Origin of the sequence: Streptomyces sp. NPDC021622, from assembly GCF_040640795.1 — a bacterium.
Classification (GTDB): domain Bacteria; phylum Actinomycetota; class Actinomycetes; order Streptomycetales; family Streptomycetaceae; genus Streptomyces.
This window is the reverse complement of the sequence record NZ_JBFACK010000026.1, coordinates 67,850-86,624: the sequence shown is the minus strand read 5'-3', so window position 1 is coordinate 86,624 and position 18,775 is coordinate 67,850. Positions and strand designations below refer to the sequence as shown.

Sequence of the window (18,775 nt, the reverse complement as noted above, 5' to 3'; positions counted from 1 at the left end):
GGCCATCGCACTCTCTTCAGAAGTCCACACAACCTTTGATGATCACGTGGTGGCCGCTTCCGTATCAGTCCCTGCCGCCAGTTGGTGCCAGGCGTGGGTGCATCCGTCAGCGCAGAATCGCTCCCGCCGACGCTTGTCAGCCACCCCCAACAGCGCGACCAGCAGCCGGAACGCCTTCACTCGCTCATCATGCGGCAGATTGATGATCTTCGTCAGCTGCCCGGCCAACTGCCCACGCGTGATCAGCACCGCCGGGGTGTGCGTCGCCCGGATACCGGCGAGCCGCACGCTCTCGGGCCCATCCTCCACCGTCGCCCGCGCCTGGATGCAATGTCCGCCCAGATCCCGAAGAACCTCGAACTGATCCTGGGCGGGCAGGGCTCCGAACCACGCGACACCTTGCCCGATCGGGCGCAGACCCTGAGCGAGTTCGTTCAACACGGCCGTGCGTCTGTCCATCCTGCCAACCTCCGCGATCCAGCTGAGGCCAGTGGCCCCTGAGGTCATCGAACCAGATCGCAGGTATGACTGGAGTAATCGGCGGCCAATGAAGATCTTGATCTGACCGTCAGGCCCTTGGGGGACGCTGCTTCGCGCGATGTAGACCTGGGCTCGGTTTATAGATCTTCGTCGTTCTTTCAGGGCGAGCGAATGTACGAAAGCATTGCAGGTTAGTCAGACGACGCTGGGGAGAACTCGTACTGCAACTCGAAAAGATGAGCCGCTTCCACCGCGTCGGTCACGATCATGGGCCGGTCCCCACTGCTGTACCCGACACGGAAAGTGCGCAGCAGGGGCACCGTTTCAGGCAGCCGCAGAACTCCTCGGCCACGCCCACATCGGCGTCTACGCCCACGTACGCCACCGCCTCCCGCGCCAGGCCATCGACACCCTCGGCAACGCCCTCAGCCCGACCGACACCCCCGACGACCCACCCACCGCAGCCGTCGTCCGCTGACGTTGCCGTCAAACGGCATGAGGCCCTCCCGAAAATACTCGAGAGGGCCTCATCTCGATGACTACTAGATTTCAGTCAGCCATTCCCAGTCGCCGGACCTGGCACGCAGCCGTGTGAACCCTTGCTCCAGGCAGTCATTGAGGCTGGAAGATTCAGCACGGATAAACCCCTGCTCACCTAGCCCCGGCCCCGACATTACCAACGTCCAAGGCTCTCCACCTTCCGCCATCCTCTCATCATCCACCTTGAGGATCACGGTGACGCCAGAGCGGCCCAACTTGTCCATGAACTGCTCGATATCCATCAACTTTGCTCCCATCAATAGCCTCTCAAGGCTGCTGAGATGTCACTGACGTCATGCAACTGACCTTTTCCTACCTTGTCGATGACACTTCGGAGGTCAGCAGAATTGGGGCCGCTCGTGACGCCGTTCCGTTGCATCAACTGCTCAACGGTAGCCTGAGCGGTTCGCTTATTTCCGTTGTTGAACATGTGGCTTCCCGCAATATCCCGGATCACAACTGCCGACTTATCCCAGAAGCCGTTATAGCGACTGGCATTAGCCAGGGTGTTTGCTGGCGAGCCACTCAACAACGTCTCCCCACCGAAACCGCGGTTAATATCGGCAATCTCGTCCGGGCTGACACCCACCTTGAACCCGCCCAGGCAGTTGGAATTATGAACCAGAACCGGCGTCTCCCCCGCCAGCACATAATACGTGTGGAGGCCTTGGATGGTGAGGTTGTAGGTACGAGCATGGTCCTGGTACTGGCGGGTGTCTGTCACGGTGACGGTGCGGCCGTCGTCCGTGCGCAGGGTCATGCCCGGCTTGAGGTCTCCGGCGTCGACCCAGTCCTTCTGGTCGACGGACCAGAAGGGGTGCTCGTACGTGGCGGTCAGTTTCTCGGTGCCGTCGGGTGTGGCGATGGAGAGTTCGGTGAACTGCTTGTCGTCATCGGTGACGATGGTCGCGGTGACTTCACGTTCGCTTGTCTCGCCGGTTTCCGGGTCGGTGGCCAGGACCTTGTCGCCGAGTTCGACGTCCTCGATGTTCTTGCTCGTACCGTCGGCCATGAGGACACCGGTGCCAGCGAGGAAGCACTTACAGCCGGAGGGGACACCCTTCGTGGTCTTACCTGCTGCTTCCGTTCCCTCTTCTGCCTTCTTGAGGCCCTTGATGGCACCCTTGAACGGCTTTAGGAACTTTCCCCACGGGGTATCCATGCCGGCACTGGCACAATCCAGGGTGACTCCGGGGTGCCGCCCACAAGATTTCCAGGAGTCGACGTCAGGAAGAATGAATTCCTTCGTCGCTTCATATGCACCGCCGTCGGCGAAGAACTTTCTTGCGCGGGGAAACATGCCATCCATAAAGCCAAATGGATTGGGCATTCCGACCTGGGTCGCAGTCCTGCTTCTGCCGCCGGTATACACGGCATTGCTCACGTGTCCGCCGCCGCTTCCGGCATAGCTGCCACCGCCACCGCCGCCACCGCCACCGCCGATCCTGCGGATGGTCTTTGTCACACTCTTCCGAATCGACTTCCAGAGGTCGGAAGCCCACGACAACCCGGTCGGGTCGGAATACACCAGTGGGCTGTTGTTCCCGTAGATGTAGCCGTTCATCTGCTGCGGGTCCGTCAGGTCCATGATCGGGTCGACGGAGATGAAGCGGCCTGTGGTGGGGTCGTATTCGCGGGCGCCTAGGTGGGTGAGCCCTGTGGATTTGGTGTCGTCGGTGCCGCCGACGAATCCCTTGGTGCCGGGCCAGGACTTCGGTGCCTCGCCGCGCGGGCCGCCGAAGGGCAGGGTGCGGCGCTGGGTAAGGGCCAGGTCGGTGGCGGCGATGGAGAGTTGGCCGGTGCCCTGGTGGTCGGCGGTGGTGAAGGTGACGGTGCCGTTGTCTTCCTTGACGGCCTGGTGGCCGCCGCCGAGGGGGGTGTAGCGGGTGGCCTTGGCCTTGGTCGCTCCCTTGGGCAGGGTGACTTCGGTGTGGCCGAGGTAGAGGGTGGTCTCGGTCGGGGTGCGTGCGATCAGGCGGTTGCCGTCAGTGTCGTAGAGGTACTCGGTGACCTTGTCCTTCTCGCCCTCTACGGGTTCGGTGACCTTGGCGAGGTGGCCTTCGGCATCCCAGGCAAGGGTCTGGGTGTCGCCGCGCACGGTGCGGGTGGTGGTGTTGCCGGTCTCGTCGTAGCCGTAGGTGTCCTTGGTGGCGGTTCCGCCGGGCAGTTGTGAGGTGACCGAGGTCAGGGTGTGCGGCTGCGGGTCACCCGGCTTGGGGTAGTCGTAGGTGCGCTGGGTGTTCTTGGTGTTGTCGCCGCCGGTGTCGTGGAGGGTTTCGGTGAGGCGGTTGCCTGCCTTGTCGTAGGTGTAGGAGTGCCAGTAGGGGGCCGGGCCGCCGGTCTTGTCTGCCGCCGGAGCCGTGGCGCAGGTTTTGTCGCCCTGGGTCCAGGCTTCGGTCATGCGCCGCAGGTAGTCGTAGGTGAAGCACTGGGTGTCGGTGCCGGTGCGGGAGACGTCCGAGACGGACAGGATGTTGCCGGCCTGGTCGTAGCGGTAGGTGTCGAGCTGGTCGACGCCGGGCTGGTCCTGGCGGTCGATGCGGGAGGTAGCCAGGCGCTGGGTGCCCCACTCGTAGGTGTTGGTGGCCCAGGTCTTCTTGCCTCCCCCGGTGCTGCCCAGGGCGTACTGGAGCGGCTTGCCGGTCAGCGAGAAGCTGGTGTCGGCCTGGAAGCCGTCGCCCAGAACGGAGATGGGCCGCAGAGTCTCCTTCTCGTAGGTGGTGGAGTAGCCGCCACCGGGCAGGGAGCCCGCTGCGGAGTAGCTGATGCCGCCCACCAGGCCGGAGGGCAGGTAGTTGGTGCCGGTCTGGTAGGTGCCGGCCAGGGCACCTTCCTTGTCGGGAATCACCATGGCGGTCTTCATCGGCCGGTACAGCCGGTCGTAGCTGGTGACCTTTGAGGTGTAGGCGGCGCCGTCCACGTAGCGGGTGGATTCGGCGAGCTGACCCTTGGCGCCGGCGATGGTGTCGTAGACCCATTTGGCGCGTAGTTCGCCCGTGGGGCTGTCCTTGTGCAGTTCGGTCTTGCGCCCGAGGTTGTCGTAGACGCTGGCCAGTGTGGTGCCGCGAGCGTCGGTGGTGGTGGTCAGCTGGCCCCGGTCGTCGTACTTGCTCTTCGTTGTGCCCTTGTCCGGGTCCGTGGTCTCCGTCTGGCGTCCCAGCTGGTCGTAGCTGTAGGTCCAGCTGTTGCCCACCGGGTCGGTGACTTTCGCCAGCTCGCCGCCCGGCGTGTAGCCGTACGACGTGGTGTCGAAGGCCGCGCTCTGGCTGCGGGTGTGGTGCTGGCGCAGTTCGGTCGTCTTGCCTCGGGCGTCGGTGAGGGTGGTGGCGGCGGTGGCGCCCTCGGGCGGGATGACCGTGGTGCGGTCGCCGCCGTAGATGGTCTTGGTGATGCCCAGTACGGTGCCGCCGTCGCCGTTTCCTGCGATCTGCCGCTCCTCGACGGCGCGCCCCAGACCGTCGTAGGCGGTGCGGGTCTGCGTCTCCACACTCAGCGCGTCGGCGGGCTTGAACAGCGTCCGGTTGGGTGCGCCTTGGGTGTAGTAGGGGGCGAAGGTCTTGGACTTCAGGCCGCGTTCGTCGTAGAAGATGTCGCTGAGGATGCGGCCGGTGTCAGGGCCGGGGGCCTGGGTCTGGCGTTCGCGCAGGAATCCGTCGTAGAGCGTGTACGAGGCGACCTGGCCGCCCTCGTTGTTCACGGTCTGGGTGCGGACCGCGACCGGCTGGCCTTCGTCCACGAAGTAGGTGAACTGGTGGCTGGGTGTCTGGCTGGTCCTGCGGTCGGCCAGCCACACCTTCTCCGCGCGGCCCAGCGCGTCGTACGTCATCTCGGTGCGCTTGGCGTTGGTGTCCACCGTCGCCTTGGGCTGGCCGCGCAGCGGCTCCATCTCGGTGACCGTGGTCTGCACCGAGGTCGCGTCTGCCGCCTTGACCGGCGGAGTGGTCGCGGTCACCTTCGTGGCGAAGCCAGTGGCCGGGCTGTAAGTGGTGGTCGACTTACGTCCATCGGTGCGAACCGTGCGCACCGGAGCGTCATTGCCGGTGGCGGTGACATCAGCGGTCAGGTCGGTGGCGGTCAGCGGGCGGCCGTAGCCGTCGAAGGTCGCGCCGGATTCCAGGTAGGTGGCCTTGCTGCCGTCGTGCTTCTTCAGTGTGGCGGTTGCGGTGGCATCGCCCTTGGTGGGAGCTGCACCGTAGGCGCCGCCGTCGTAGGCGGTGCGGACATCGGAGATGACCTGCGTGGCGCGGTCGGGGGTGTCGGCGCACTTGACGGCGACGGTCTCCGCCCGTGAGGGCAGGGTGAGGATGTTGTCGGCGGTGTTGGTGGCGTAGGTGGTGCGGGTGCACTGGTTGTCTGCGGCTGTGGCGTTGTCGCCGAGGTCGTCGACCTGAGTGGCCCGGCCCGCGACGGTGTCGAAGTCTGTCGCGGTGGAGGTGACCCGCCAGTCGGTGCCCGCACCGTCATCCAGCGAGGTCCAGGTCTTGGAGTGGGCAGTGCCGGTGAAGTTGGCACTCACCGTGCCCCAGTCACGGACCTTCTTGGCGGTTTCGTGGTGCCAGGGACGGTTCACCGTCTTGTCGAGGATCTTGCCGCCCGGCCCGGAGTAGGTGACGGTCTTGTAGGGGAACCCGGCTGCCGATTCGTGATCGGTGATCGGGTCGCCCTCGCCGCTTCCCAGGCTGACGGAAACGCTCTTGGTGCCGCCGGTGGTGTCCTTGCGGTCGCCGTCCATGCCGCGCAGGAAGTAGGAGTCCTCCTGCGACTTGAGCGCGTCGCCGCCGCCCTGGCCGCCGCTCTTGACCCGGACGTGGCCGTAGCCGCGCCACTGGGACCAGGTCTTGAACTTCTTCTTGGTCAGGCCGTCGTCATCGTCGTAGTGCCAGGCCGCACCACCCAGGTACTCGTAGGCGGTCACCGCGTCGGCTGCGCCGCCGGTGCGGTCGGTGGTGGTCGTCGAGGTGACGACGTATTTGTTGAACCACTGGCGCTCTGGGTCGTCCGAGCTGGAGCCGCCGATGTACTGCGGGAAGCAGCGGGTGGTATTCGTCTGCGGGGTGGGCAGTGCGTCCCCGTCGCAGGCCGGGGCCGAGTAGTTGACGTCGACCTGGCCGCCTGACTCGTCGGCGACCGTGGACAGGCGGGCCTTGATGAACGGCGCGTAGCCGTCACCTAGCTTGTCCAGCCGGTTGGCCAGCTGGGTGTAGGCGAAGGTGGTCTTGGGCAGCGTCACCGCTGGCTCGGCCGTGTGGCCGGTGTGCTGGACGGAGTCGAGCAGCAGCTGGTAGTCGATGTCCGCCTGACCCCAGCGGTGGCCCAGCTTCCAGGAGTCGACCTTGCTGTAGGTGTCGCCGTTGAGGACCTGGGTGGTGACGCCGGTCAGCCGCTTACGGGTGAAGAACGTCGGGGACAGGCGTCCCTCGTCGCAGTCCTCCGCCTCTGTGCAGTTCATGTCCCAGGGCGTGTCGTACCAGTAGAAGGCATCCTTGCCGATGTCTGAGCAGTCGGTCTTGCTGTCGGGCAGGCAGCGTTCTGAGGTGGCGAAGTCGACCTTGGCCAGCGGCTTGCCGCCGTACATTGCCGAAGACTTCAGGCCGTACTCGATCCGGCTGAGCGAACCACCGCGGGTGTAGCGGGTGTTGTCCTTGGCTTCGAGGTTGCGGCCGTAGGAGTTCCTCTCCTGGTCGTAGTAGTAGGCGATCGCGTTGCCGCGCGGGTCGACGACGTAGTCGAGGTTCCACCGCCAGGCCTGCTGGCACCAGGAGTCGGCGAAGGAGGCCTTGTGGCAGGGCTCGCCGTCATTGTTGCCGAAGACCGGGGTCGTCCAGGTTGATCCCGTGATGTCCTTCCCGTCCGCCCAGCCGGGCAGCCGGTTGTAGCCGAAGTAGTAGCGCACACCCTCGGGGTCGGTCAGCCGCCAGTACTCGCCGTCGTTGTCACCATTGCCACGATCGGTGGATGACAGTTTCTTGATGCGGCTGCCGTCGTCCTGCTTGAACTTGAACTCGCCGCCTCCGGCCGGGACGAGCTCTCCGCCCTTGCCGTTGAAGGTGATGAACGCGTTGTCGTAGTCCCAGCACTGGTCGCCGGGCTTGTTGCCGTCGGCGTTCTTCTCCCCGTCATCGGCGCACGGCTTGTAGCGGCGCTCGATGTAGCCGGGCCACAGATCGAACCCGTCACCGGCCCAGGAGGACTGGTTGTTCGTCGAACCAGACCGTCCGTCGATCGACCCGGAGGAGTAGGACAGCCCGACCTGGGGCTTCAGGTCGCCGGGCACCTCGGGTACCGGCATGTCGTACGACCAGGAGAAGTCACCGGTGTTCAGGTCCGTGTCCCAGGTCGCGGACGGAGACAGGGAGGTCGCCTTGTAGTCGCCGCTCGCGCCCTTCTCGTCCGCGACGGCGGCCAGCACGGTCGGCCCTGACGCTCGAAGGGCCACCGACTTGGCGGTCAGGGTCTGCTTCTCCGTGTCGTTGGCGGTCGGGACCGGCTCAGCGGTGCGGCACTGCTGCTTCGCCGGGGTATCCAGGGCACAGGCCGGCAGCTGGACCAGGGTGAGACGGGACGCGTAGCCGCCGCCGAACGCCTCAGCGAAGCCGGAGTAGTCGAGTGCCGCCCGGACCTTGCCGGGCTTGTCGCTCTCCTCCTCCCCCGAGTCCAGGGTGAACAGGACACCGTTCACCCCAGCCCGCTCGGCCGCCTTCCGGCTCAGCACGCGGGCCTCCACACCGCCCTGCGCCGCCGACGCGGCCGACTTGGCACTGCGGCCCGCACGCTTGGAGCCTGCTTCATTCGGAGCCCCGACTGCCAGCGGCAGCCCCTTGGCCTCGACAGGCTTCCCCGCTTCCTTGGCCGACGACGGCACTTGGATGTCCACCACTGCGGACCCAGCCTTCGGCCAGGCCACCTTCGGTGCCTTCTTCGGAGTCTTCGGCCCCTTGGTCACCGTGCGCGGCTCGACCTTGACGCCGTCCTTGCCCTTGATCGGATTCTCCGCCGAGGGAAGGTCTGGCCTCCCGCCGCCATCCGCCGTCGCTACTGGTGCGCTCACCGCCTGCAGCAGCGTGCCTACCATCACGGCGGACACCGTCAGGGCTGCTCTTCGCCGCAGCGCGGCGAACCGGCGCGGTCTGGTTATGCCGTTCATCTTCAGGAATCAGTCCTTCACACGACAACACCAGCCCACACAGCGGCGCGACATGGTGTTGAAAGCTCAGTTACGAGTGCATCAAGAAAGGGGGTGCGTGCCGGAGGAGATCACTCCTCCGGCACACACGCAGGGTTCAGCTGTCGCCGGGTACGTCGGTGGGGATGTCGAACCAGGAGCCGGCCAGCTTCTCGATCTGCGCATCACTCAGGGCGCCCTGGAAGGCCCACACATCGTCGACGGCGCCGGAGAAGTAGGTCCCCGCGGCGTCCCCCTTGGCCTTGCCCACCTGCAGAGACAGGGGCGCCTTGAAGGTCAGGACGTTGTCCGCCCAGGCAATGAGGTCCTGGCAGGCGGCATCGTCCGCGTCGCCGTTGCCATCCGCATCGCCACAGGCGACTTCCTGCAGCACACCGTTGACGTAGAGGCGGGCTTCCTTGGCGAAGCCGTCGTAGACCACCGCAAGGTGGTTCCACTCGCGTGCGTCGAAGAACTCGGTGTTGCCCACCTGGGTGACCGCAGCATCCGTGCTGTCCTTGGCCCGGAGCGTGAGCTCCCAACGGCCCAGTCCCTCGGGGTCCTTGGTATCCGGCTGGAAACGCACCGTGAAGGCACTGCTTTTGAGGCCCTCGCCGCTGACCAAGGCCACCCCATGATCCGGGAGCGCCGCGGCCTGGGCCCAAGCCGTAACAGTGAAGCTGGCACTCGTATCGACAGGCATCAGAGCGGTGCCCGCGTACGCGTCCGTGCCGTTCAGCGCCAGCCCGCTGTTGTCGATCATTCCCGCGCCGAGCTTTGCGCCGCCGTGGAGACTCATCGGGCGCTTCGCTGCGGAGGAGTCCAGCGTGGTGGTTCCGCTGCTGTTGGTCTCCTCGAAGTTCCAGCGGCCCTTGACCAGCGGGCGCTGCTTGAACATCTGCTGGACTTCCTCGGCGGAAACCGGCCGGTCCAGCAGGCGTACGTCGTCGATGCTGCCCGGGAAGTGGTTCTTGACCTGGCCGCTGTAGCTGCCCGCCCCGAGGTACATGGATTGGTCGGCGTAGAAGGCGCCCGCCAGCTTGGTCTCGCCTGCCATGGCCCCGTTGACGTACAGCGTGAGGGTGTTGGCGACCGTGTCGTGCACGCCCACCAGCTGCGCCCACTCCCCCACGGACGCGCTTGCGCCCTCGGGCTGCATGGCGCGGACCGGGGTGGCGTCGGCGGCGTCGGCAGAGTACTGGTTGACCGCCCACCGGTTGTAGGTGGAGGAGTAGTACAGCTCGAAGCCGGGACTATCCTTGCCCGCCTGCGCAGTGATGACCGCCGCGCCATCCGGCTTCTTGTCGAGCTTGGCCCAGGCGGACACGGTGAAGCTGCGCGAGGTGTTCACGTGCGGTCCGTTGGTCTGGCCGATCTTCGCGTAGCCGTCGGTGCCGTTGAACGTGGCGGCCTTGCCTGCGATGCCGGGGACGCCCGTGGTGACGCCGCCGTTGTACTTGGCGGGCAGCACGCCGCCGTGTCCGGTGATCTCCTTTGCATCGGCTGCTTCGTCGAGGTCGAAGATGGCCAATGCGGGGCGGCCCGGGTCGCCGACCGTCTGCTGGGCGTGCAGCTTGTCGATCTCGTCCTGAGCCAGCGGCTTGTCGAACAACTGCACATTGTCGACCGCTCCCGGGAAGAACGCCGAAGGCGCACCGTTGTAGGAGGCGGCTCCCAGCTGCAGGCCGCGGCGGGCCTCCCACGGGCTGTCGTAGGCAGTCTTACCGACCAGCTTGCCGTCGACGAACAATTCCAGCACATCGCGCACCGAGTCATAGGACCCGGCCAGGTGCGTCCACTTGTCCGGCGCAACACCGCCGGGCTGGTCCGCCATCGCGCGGGCGATACCCGCGTCCGCAGTATCGGACTTGTACTGGTTGAACGCCCAGCGATCGTACGCCTTGGAGTAGTACAGCTCGAAGCCCGGCGAGTGGTTGCCCGGCTGGCTGGCGATGACCGCTGCCCCTTCGGGCATCTTCGACAGCTTCACCCACGCCGAGACCGCGAACCCGCCACTTGTGTTGACCACCGGAATGTCCGTGGAGGCATAGCCATCGGTGCCGTTGAACGATAGAGCGGTGCCCTGCACACCGGTCGTTCCCGGGACTGCTCCGCCGTGCAGTTGCGCGGCGCGCGGTGGTGTCGAGCCCTTGGCCTCACCAGCACCTTCGGCCTCGTCCAGCTGCCAGGTCGCGCGCTCAGGCTGGCCGGCCTTGACCCGGTACTGGTAGGTGCGGATCTCGCTGCCGTTGCCCGCGGTGTCGAAAGCCTGGGCCGTGATGAAGTTCAGCCCCGGCTTGGCGGGCAGCACCTTCGCGCTCTTCGCGGCACCACCGGACGTGGCGATCTTGTTCTTCGAGCTGGGATCGGTGTTGATGCCATACCGGTAGGACGTCACGTCACTGTCCGCAGCCTTCAGATCGAACGACCCGTACTTGCCCACCCCGTCGTACCAAGGATCGTTGGGATCCTCGGAGTCGGAGGCCGGGTACTCACCCGAGGACACCGCCGGTGCCTTGGGGACCTTGGTGTCGTACACGAAGTAGCAGGCGGTCGGGCCGCCCGCGTACGACCAGGGCGAGTACTGCGCCCCGTCATAGACACGCGCATACCAGTTGACCTGCTTGTTGACCGGTATCGACGCGGGCAGGCTGACCTTGAAGTCAGAACCAGAAGGTTTCGACGTTGTCCGCGCCGGACTCCAGCTCCCACCATCCCACTTGGCCTGGAACTGCACCGAGACATCGTCGCGGTCCGGGTCCTTCACGCTGTTGGCCTGGACCTTCCCCAGGGTCCGGACACGTGCGGCATCGCCGGACCTCTTGCAGGTCCCGCCGTACTCCATCGTCAGCTGCGACATCTTGAGCTGAGACGGCGCTCGGTTGTACTTCACCCGCAGAAACGCCTTGTCCGAGAACCGCTTCCAACCGTACGCATCCGACTCACTGTCCGCGCGCAGACCGAACGTCATCGTCGAATCCCGGCCGTTGGCCGCATCCTGCACAGCCGACTTCACCGAGAACTCGGCATCCTTGGCCGCGCAACCGGAGTAGCCGTAGGCGAACGACTTCGACGACAGCTTCTTGTCCCAAAACCCTGAGGCATTCTGCGAGTTCCACGTCGTGGACGAGGAGATGCCCTTGGTCTGCCACAGCTCCACGCTGCGATCGGAGCACGAGGCGGACCAGGTGTTCCGGACGACGAACTCGGCCGACAGGATGGACTTGCCCGCGAACTTCGAGACCGGGATGCGGTAGAAGAGCCGCTTGGTGTCATGGGGCTGGCAGTAGTACCAGTTGCAGTAGCCCATGCCCGCGTCGTGATCGCCGTTGAACTTCCACTGCGGCGAGGAGTCCCAGTACTTCGACGCCATCGTCCACGCCGACGCCCGCGGCGAATACCACTGCGGATCGATGAACACCGGATAGGTGGTGTCCTTGCCCTTCAGCACCTCCGCATCCGGCGTCAGCACCAACTCCTTGCCACTGGCGGGAACGTCCACCTCCACCGGCGCAAGCTTGCCGGACTCCCCCGCCGCAGGCTCCTCCCCAGCCTGCGACTGAGCTTCCCCGTCTTGCGACGCGACGGCCCCGGACGGCGCGGACTTCGTGGCCGGCGCAGTGTTAGTGCCGGGGCTGGAGTCCCACATCATCGGCTTCGGCGCCTCGAACACCGCACCCTTGGCGCCCTTGTCGATGGCTCGGAGCTCGCCCTGGGCGGTCTCCTTCACCTCCACGCCATCAGCAGCCAGCTCCAACCGCAGCTCCGCGAGATCAGAACTCTCCGCAGCCTTGGCCGACTTCACCACCAGAAGCTGAGTGAAGCCGTCCTCCTGCGCCCCCATGCGCAAGTCCACATCCGGGAGCACATCGGCATAGGTGGCGGTGGCCCCGTCCAGTTGCGGCGAGGGCAGCTTGCCCGGCCAGGACAGCGCCAACTCACGGCCGGACTTCGTCATCCGCACCAGCGGCGCATCCCCGCCGCCGGAGAACTCCAGCCCTACCGTGGTCACTTTCGGCGCGACGCCGCCATCAGCGGACTTCGCCAGATCGGTGTCGACCGGCTTCCACTGGTCACCCACGCGGGCGCGGACCGGGCGTAGGTACTCCCGCGCCTCGAGGTTTCCATCGGCGGTCGCGTACACATCGCTGCTCGCGCTGCGCAGTGACGTCACCTCGACCGGCTTGCCGTTCCGCTTGGCCTCCGCCAACGCCGCCTCGGTGCTCGCCTCTTCAGCAGCTGCACCCTCGTCTGCGGACTTCGCTGCCGTGGGCATGGCCGGTGAGGTTCCTGCAGCAGTAGCCGCTGGGGCCAAGCCCGCCACGATCGCCACGCTGATCAGACCTGCCAGCGCCCCAGCCCCACCGCGCGAACGCACGCGCCTCCACATATCCCACCCCGGCCCATCACAAAGATGAAGATTGCCTAAACAGTGCAACCAAATGGGGACTGTATGTAGCTGCCAAGTAAAGGTCCAGAAGGATCACTCAGGACAGATTGGGGCGAAGGGCCCACTGTCGCAGTGGCGTTACTCACGGTTGTACTAAGTACGGAAGCAACTCAATAACGCTCCTGGCCCCAGGTCGTGACATTGGCATTGGACGCCGAGAGGTACGCCGAGAGCACGGACTCCGCCGCATCCCCGCCAGTCGACGCGACCGGTGGCGTGGCGGACGCAGGCACACCAAGAGCCCCGCGCAGACCATGAGCACGTCAGGTTTGGGCATCGTTCGATTCGCCAGCTGCAGTGGGCGCGGGTCCCACGTCGCTATACCCCACGAGCGGCCGGGACCGTCCTTCACCGCACACAGAGCGGCGCATGCGCTCGATATGGCCTCCGCCGCAGACGGCGACGAAGAGGGCGAGCTCATCACCGCGAGAGAGCCGTCGGCACGAAGCCGCGAGTCTGATGATTGATGCTAGGCCGCAGCATGGGGCCGGTGAGCTCTGATGGAGCTCGCAGGCCATCCAGCAGTTGAATGATCTTGTCGATATTGGTCAGCCTGCGGGATCCGGACTCGAGCATCGACAGAAATGCTTGGCTCAAGCCGGTGATTGCGGCGATGTCGTCCTGGCGAATCCCACCATGCCGTCTGATCAGCTGGCACATGCGCCCAAACTCGCGGTTGACCAAGGCTTGCCGGACATCGGGTAACTGCCAGATGTCCATGGGGACGCTGCGCGCGGTCCCCGCCTGGTGCCGGTTGTCGCGGCTGCAACCGGCACACACGTCCTCCCCGTTGTACCGACTCAGACGGCATCGGCAGACGCTGCAGAGCCGGGTGACGCCAGCAGGCGTGGTGCTTCTCTCGACGATGCGCTCCGTGTCTGGCGGTGATAAGGCGGCCTCTGACGAGCGTCGAGGCAAGTAATCACTGTCGGCCATCCCATCCGTGCGTGCGCTCGGGCAGCTCCTGGATGCGTCGCCCCGGGCCGTCGCGCCGGGGAGCGCCGTGCTCAATCCCTGATCGGGCACCGGTTGCCTCCGTTGGTCCGTGATGCCCTCAGGTTGGCGCCAGTCATGACGAAGGACCCGGACAGACTGTCCGGGTCCAATTTCTCTTGCTTCTACCATTCTTGATGAATCGTCAGGCGACAGTCCTGCCTGCCTCATCCAACACGGCTTCCCACGGGTACCGGCGTCCCGGCATCCCTGCCCGCGGCTCGGCGAGCGGCCACACCTCGTCCCCGTGGACCAACCGCACCCCCGAATCGTGAAGGGCTTTGATGTGTCCCTCCCATGCGGGATGGCGAGCATGCGCGGCGTTCACCCGGGGCCAGACAATCACGGGGAGGTCCAGTGTGCCGATGGCCTCGTTGACCTGTGTCAACGCCTGGTTGTCTGAGATTCCCAGGGCGAGTTTGGCGACGGTGTTGGCACTTGCCGGGGCGACGACGTAGCAGTGAACCGGCGGATGCGGCCGGGAGTCACCCGGCAGGCGCGGTTCGGCCCGTACGGGAAGGCCGGTCAGCCCTTCGAGCTCCGTGATCTCCCCGCTCGCGCGGAGCCACTGACCCGCGGTCGGTGTGAGCGTGACCGTGACCGTCCAGCCCCGTTCGAGCGCCGGGACCACGAGCCCTGTACGCAGTTCCTCGACCCCGCCGGCGCTCGATCCCACGACGCCCAACACCTTGCCTCGCACCGAACTCACTGCACCGCCCTGCATCGTTGGGCCATGGCCAGCAGCTCGGACGAGTGGCTGCCACCCGTGACCGGGGACTGTTTCCTCAGGTCGCGAAGGGTCTCGCGTACACGTGGATTGTTCCGTACGAGCTGCGGCGAAGTGCGTTCGGCCTCCCGCAGCTCGCCGAATGACTCGTAGACGCGACCGCTGAGGCAGAGGCCGCGGGCGTAGTCGATGCGATGGGACACGGCGCGTTCCGCCGGCATGTGGGAGACGTCGATGTCGCCATGCTCGACGACGTACGGGATGTTCTCCAGGTCCAGCTCGATCGACAGGCGGTGCAGCTCGACGTTCGTCGGACCGAAGCACGTCTGCCAGTGGTTCTCGTCGGAACCGAGCCGGTCGGCGAGCCGCTTCGCCTTCTCCAGGAGGGAGTTGGCGGTGTGGCGGTCCTGGTGACGTGCCGCGGCCACAGCGGCTCGCAGATGAATCATGCCGAGCAGGCTCAAAGCGGCCGGGTCATCGTCGCGAACCTGACCCGCGAGCCAGGCCGCCGCGGTATCACCCAGTTCGAGGGCATCCGAGTAGCGCCCGTTGGCCAGCAGTGCGTGTGTACCGGAGCGGGCAGCGGACACGAGCGACAGCGGGTCCTCGGATTCGTCGGCGGCCCGCATGGCTCGCTCGGCCGCGAGCCACGACAGGTCGGACTCGCCGACCTTGGCGAGGGTGGTCGCCGCCAGGTGATGCGTACGAGCCGAGACGGCGAGGCCGCGTCGGCGCAGGTCGCCGCTGGGAAGGTCTTCCAGCTCCTGGGCAGTCCTGAGCAGACCGGGCAGGGCGGCGATGACATCCCCCAGAACGCCGGCCTGGTAGTCACTCCAGCTGCGTTCGACGAAGACCTGCGCCTGATCCGGCTGAGGCAACTGCCGCTCCGCCGTACGACCGAACAGCAACTTGGAGAGCCGCCGAGGGCTCATCAGCGCATCGCGGACGGCCGGCACGTCGTCCATGTGCTTCTCCCCGTCCTCCAGGAGGACGGGCTGACCCATCAAGTCGCCCAGCGGGATACGCAGCACACGGGCGAGTTCGGCGAGCTTGTCGATCCTTGGGGGCTTCCGCACACCTCGCTCGATCTTCGACAGCCAGTCGGTGCTGTGCCCGACGAGCCCGGCGAGCACAGGCTGCGTATAGCCCCGGCGCTCGCGGTAGAACGCGATCCGTTCTCCGACGCTGAGGTGATCCCCAAGACCACGCATGCGCGCTGCCTCCCCGGCTGTAGGTCCGTCATCCACGTTAGCGGCCGACCAGGCCTTCGAGATCAGGGAGCGATCCGGGCTGCCGTGCCGTGCTCAACATCCGCTACCGGGCCTAGAACAGGCCGGACACTCTGTCCGGCTTCACCAACAAGTCCACGAGGAGCCAGACCGTTGCACGTCCGCGGACAGGTACCTGCACGACAGCCTGGCTTCGCTCACTTCTTGCCTGATCCGAGTTTTGACGTCATCGTCCGGCCGAGTGCTTCGCGGATCGTCACGAGTTTTGAAGGCACCTGCTGATTGAGGCGAGTTGGGTCGGCAGGTTGCGACAGGACCGTCACAGGCTTCGAAGATCACTTGACCTTGCCCCAGGAGGAGAGACGAAGGGTGTCTCTGTCGATCACATGAGCGGGCGATCTGTGCTCGCTGGTCAGGCCAGGCCGAAGAGGGGGAGTTCGCGTGAGCGAGACCTGCGTCATTCTCGACATCGGCGGCGTGCTGGAGATCACGCCGGAAACGGGATGGCTGCAAGGGTGGGAAGTGCGGCTTGAGCTGCCGCTGGGCACTGTCCAAGAGCAGATGCGCGACGTGTGGCGGGCCGGGAGCGTCGGGAGCATCAGCGAGCGAGAGGTGCACGAGCAGGTAGCGGCCCGTTTGGGGCTCGACGAGCCCCAGGTTGAAGACTTCATGGCCGATCTCTGGGCGGAGTATCTGGGGACGCCGAACGAGGAACTCATCGACTATGTGCGAGGGCTGCGCGGAAGCTGCAGGCTCGGCATCCTGAGCAACAGCTTTGTCGGCGCCCGGGAGTGGGAGACGACGCTGTATCACTTCGACGAACTGGTGGAGCAGATCGTCTACTCGCACGAGATCGGCATTGAGAAGCCTGACCTGCGTGCCTTTGAGGCCGCGTGCGCCAGCTTGAACGTGCAGCCGGGGAACTGCCTGTTCATCGACGATGTCGCAGACAACGTTGAAGCCGCCCAGGCGGCTGGCATGCAGACGCATCTGTTCGAGGACAACGCCCGGACCATCACGCGCATCGCGGCTCATCTGGACGCCGGACCCTTGGTCCCAGGGCGTGTCCCGCCCGGATGACGTCGGCCTGGCCGGTCTTCAGCGGTTGCCGGACAGGCGCTGAAGCGGTTGTTCAGCCCGCTGCGGTCTGTTCGGCTCGTGCCCGTGTGCTGGCGAGGCGGTAGGAGTCGGTGCCAGTCTCGATGATGGTGCCGTTGAAGGTGAGGCGGTCGACGATGGCCGCGCAGAGGCGGGGGTCGGTGAAGGTCTTGGTCCAGCGTGCGCCGAGTTCGTCGCGGACATCGGAGGAACTTCCTCCGCGGACGCCGGCTCCTGGGCCGACACGCGCATCGCCCACGGACGAGTCACGTTGTGGGAGACCCCGGACGGCACCCCCGTCTCCATGGCGGGTGTGACCCCGATGGTCGCCAGCCAGATCAGAGTGGCCCCCGTCTACACCCCGGCCCACCTACGCGGCCGCGGCTACGCGGGCGCCGCGACGGCCGAGGTCAGCAGGGCGGCACTGGCGGCAGGCGCGGCGGAGGTGCTGCTGTTTGCGGACCTGGCCAACCCCACCAGCAACAGCCTGTACCAGCGGATCGGCTACCGCCCGGTGACGGACTTCGCGGTGTACAACTTCTAGGCACTGTCCGGTCGCAGGGAGGAACCGCTCCGGTGCACTGCCCCACCGGCTGACCCCGTGACCGGGTCCGGGAGAGGCCGCCGCCCTCAGCGACGGTGAAGGCGTGGTGCGACCGTGTATACCCTCCTCACCCATGCTCCAAGGGATCACGACGACGCCCCTGGGAGGGCCCGAGGTGATCCACTCAACAAGCCGCGTGCTGGTCGCCGCCCCTGTGCGGCACATCGGCGAGACCGCTCCCGTCTGCGACTGGGCGAACAATTCATGATGTTTCTTGAAGCCAAAGAGCCTCACTATTTGGTGAGGGTGCTCTATGTGAGGGGGCTGGGATTACTGGACGGCACGCAGTATCGCCGTACCGGACGCCATCGGACCTGGCAGCTCCATCTCTAGCTGGCGGTAGACCGCTGTCGCCGCCAATGGGGCGTCGCTCGCTCGGGATGCTCGGCATTGATTGGTGTCTGCTCGGGTCTTAGAGGTTCTTGCACAGCTACTTACGCATCGGCTCGGCACTCCAGGCTTCCCGCGGCGCCTGCAGAGGGGGTTCCATGGAGCATGGGCGATCGACCGGGCGAGTACACGCCGCCAGCGCACGCGGCGTTCTGCCGCGCCACCAGCCAGGTTGAGCGCGAGATGGGGGAACTCCTCGCGGACGAGGAGATGTGGGAGGAGGAGTACATCACCATCCGCCTGTGCCGGGCGGTGATGCCGGAGGTGCGATACGCGCGGTTCAACAAGAATCAGGAAGGCCGTGTCGGGGCGGACATGATCTGGTGGTGGGTCGATCGTTCCGGCGAGTGCTTCGGCTGCTTGATCCAGGCGAAGAGCATCAAACAGGAAGGCCGGCACTGGCGCATCGGCTTCCACCACCCGAAGAACACCGGGGAGCAGATGGCCAAGCTGTTCCGGGCCGCGGACATGTTCCACCTTCCTGCCGGCTTCCTCTTGTATGCCGGCGACCAGAACTACCGGAGACGGATGGGCTGCACCTCCCAGCACACAGACGAGGTGCCGTGCCACGAGCGGCCCGGGGCCGCGATGACGCTGGTTCCCGCGCTGGCGGCAGATCGCGAGATCCAGCTCGCCGCACAGGCACCGTGGGACCGCAGCGCGGTGGAGGTGTTCTGCCAGTGGGCGATCCCGCTCATCGACGTCACGGCGCCCCGCCCATACGGCAGGAGCAAGCTGTACCGGGGGCTCAACCTGGGCGCCGTCGACCATGGTCTGAGGGAGTTCTTGTACACCGATCAGATCGGCGCACGCAAAGTCGCCCGCCACGTCTTCGACGTCGTGGGGCGGATGGCTCTACCTCTCTTCTCGCTTGCCGCTCCTGCCAGGGCGATCGATACGGATCCCGAGTGCGTGTTTCGCCACCTTCCCGATCTCACGGCGCACTTCACCGTGCCGTACTTCCAGCACATGCTGCGTGGACTGCGCCGGGAGCTGCCGGACTATGTCGAGCGGTGCCTGTTCGGCAATGTGCCCGATGAGATCGCCCAGCAGATCGACGGCATCATGCTGATCCAGCTGTAGAGGGCTGCGCTGCTGCATT

The 18,775-nt window shown here is 65.9% G+C and carries 10 protein-coding genes and 2 pseudogenes; 4 read left to right on the top strand and 8 right to left on the bottom strand.

Annotated elements, in window-relative coordinates:
- Window positions 1-42: 42 nt before the first annotated feature.
- From AB0G47_RS37775 to AB0G47_RS37745, 7 genes are all read right to left on the bottom strand, one after another.
- A complete protein-coding gene (locus tag AB0G47_RS37775; RefSeq protein WP_360779626.1) occupies window positions 43-459 on the bottom strand; it encodes a DUF5958 family protein in 417 nt (138 codons plus the stop codon).
- A 563-nt stretch (window positions 460-1,022) separates the two neighbouring features.
- Window positions 1,023-1,262: a hypothetical protein gene (locus tag AB0G47_RS37770; protein WP_360779623.1), complete on the bottom strand. Its 240-nt coding sequence runs from the start codon at window positions 1,260-1,262 to the stop codon at window positions 1,023-1,025.
- A 14-nt stretch (window positions 1,263-1,276) separates the two neighbouring features.
- Window positions 1,277-8,164, bottom strand: coding sequence for a polymorphic toxin-type HINT domain-containing protein (locus AB0G47_RS37765; RefSeq protein WP_360779619.1), 6,888 nt, complete (start codon window positions 8,162-8,164; stop codon window positions 1,277-1,279).
- 136 nt (window positions 8,165-8,300) lie between these two features.
- Window positions 8,301-12,458 (bottom strand): LamG-like jellyroll fold domain-containing protein, encoded by a 4,158-nt coding sequence (locus AB0G47_RS37760; protein WP_360779749.1) that lies wholly within the window; start codon window positions 12,456-12,458, stop codon window positions 8,301-8,303.
- 594 nt (window positions 12,459-13,052) lie between these two features.
- Complete coding sequence (locus tag AB0G47_RS37755; protein ID WP_360779616.1) at window positions 13,053-13,352, bottom strand: helix-turn-helix domain-containing protein; 300 nt, start codon at window positions 13,350-13,352, stop codon at window positions 13,053-13,055.
- Between the two features lie 418 nt (window positions 13,353-13,770).
- On the bottom strand, window positions 13,771-14,301 hold the full coding sequence (locus AB0G47_RS37750; RefSeq protein ID WP_360779613.1) for a flavoprotein: 531 nt from the start codon (window positions 14,299-14,301) through the stop codon (window positions 13,771-13,773).
- 29 nt (window positions 14,302-14,330) lie between these two features.
- Window positions 14,331-15,563, bottom strand: coding sequence for a helix-turn-helix transcriptional regulator (locus tag AB0G47_RS37745; protein ID WP_360779610.1), 1,233 nt, complete (start codon window positions 15,561-15,563; stop codon window positions 14,331-14,333).
- Window positions 15,564-16,022: 459 nt separating this feature from the next.
- Here AB0G47_RS37745 and AB0G47_RS37740 point away from each other — a divergent pair, with 459 nt between their 5' ends.
- A complete protein-coding gene (locus AB0G47_RS37740) occupies window positions 16,023-16,661 on the top strand; it encodes an HAD family phosphatase (protein WP_360779608.1) in 639 nt (212 codons plus the stop codon).
- 52 nt (window positions 16,662-16,713) lie between these two features.
- On the opposite strand, the pseudogene AB0G47_RS37735 reads toward AB0G47_RS37740, so the two are convergent.
- A pseudogene (locus tag AB0G47_RS37735) lies at window positions 16,714-16,857 on the bottom strand (ATP-binding protein); the annotation flags it as partial.
- A 45-nt stretch (window positions 16,858-16,902) separates the two neighbouring features.
- Here AB0G47_RS37735 and AB0G47_RS37730 point away from each other — a divergent pair.
- The 3 genes and pseudogenes from AB0G47_RS37730 to AB0G47_RS37720 all read left to right on the top strand — a co-directional run.
- Window positions 16,903-17,223, top strand: a pseudogene (locus AB0G47_RS37730) (GNAT family N-acetyltransferase); the annotation flags it as partial.
- A gap of 133 nt (window positions 17,224-17,356) precedes the next feature.
- Window positions 17,357-17,491 (top strand): hypothetical protein, encoded by a 135-nt coding sequence (locus AB0G47_RS37725; RefSeq protein WP_360779605.1) that lies wholly within the window; start codon window positions 17,357-17,359, stop codon window positions 17,489-17,491.
- Between the two features lie 287 nt (window positions 17,492-17,778).
- A complete protein-coding gene (locus AB0G47_RS37720; RefSeq protein ID WP_360779602.1) occupies window positions 17,779-18,756 on the top strand; it encodes a hypothetical protein in 978 nt (325 codons plus the stop codon).
- Window positions 18,757-18,775 lie beyond the last annotated feature (19 nt).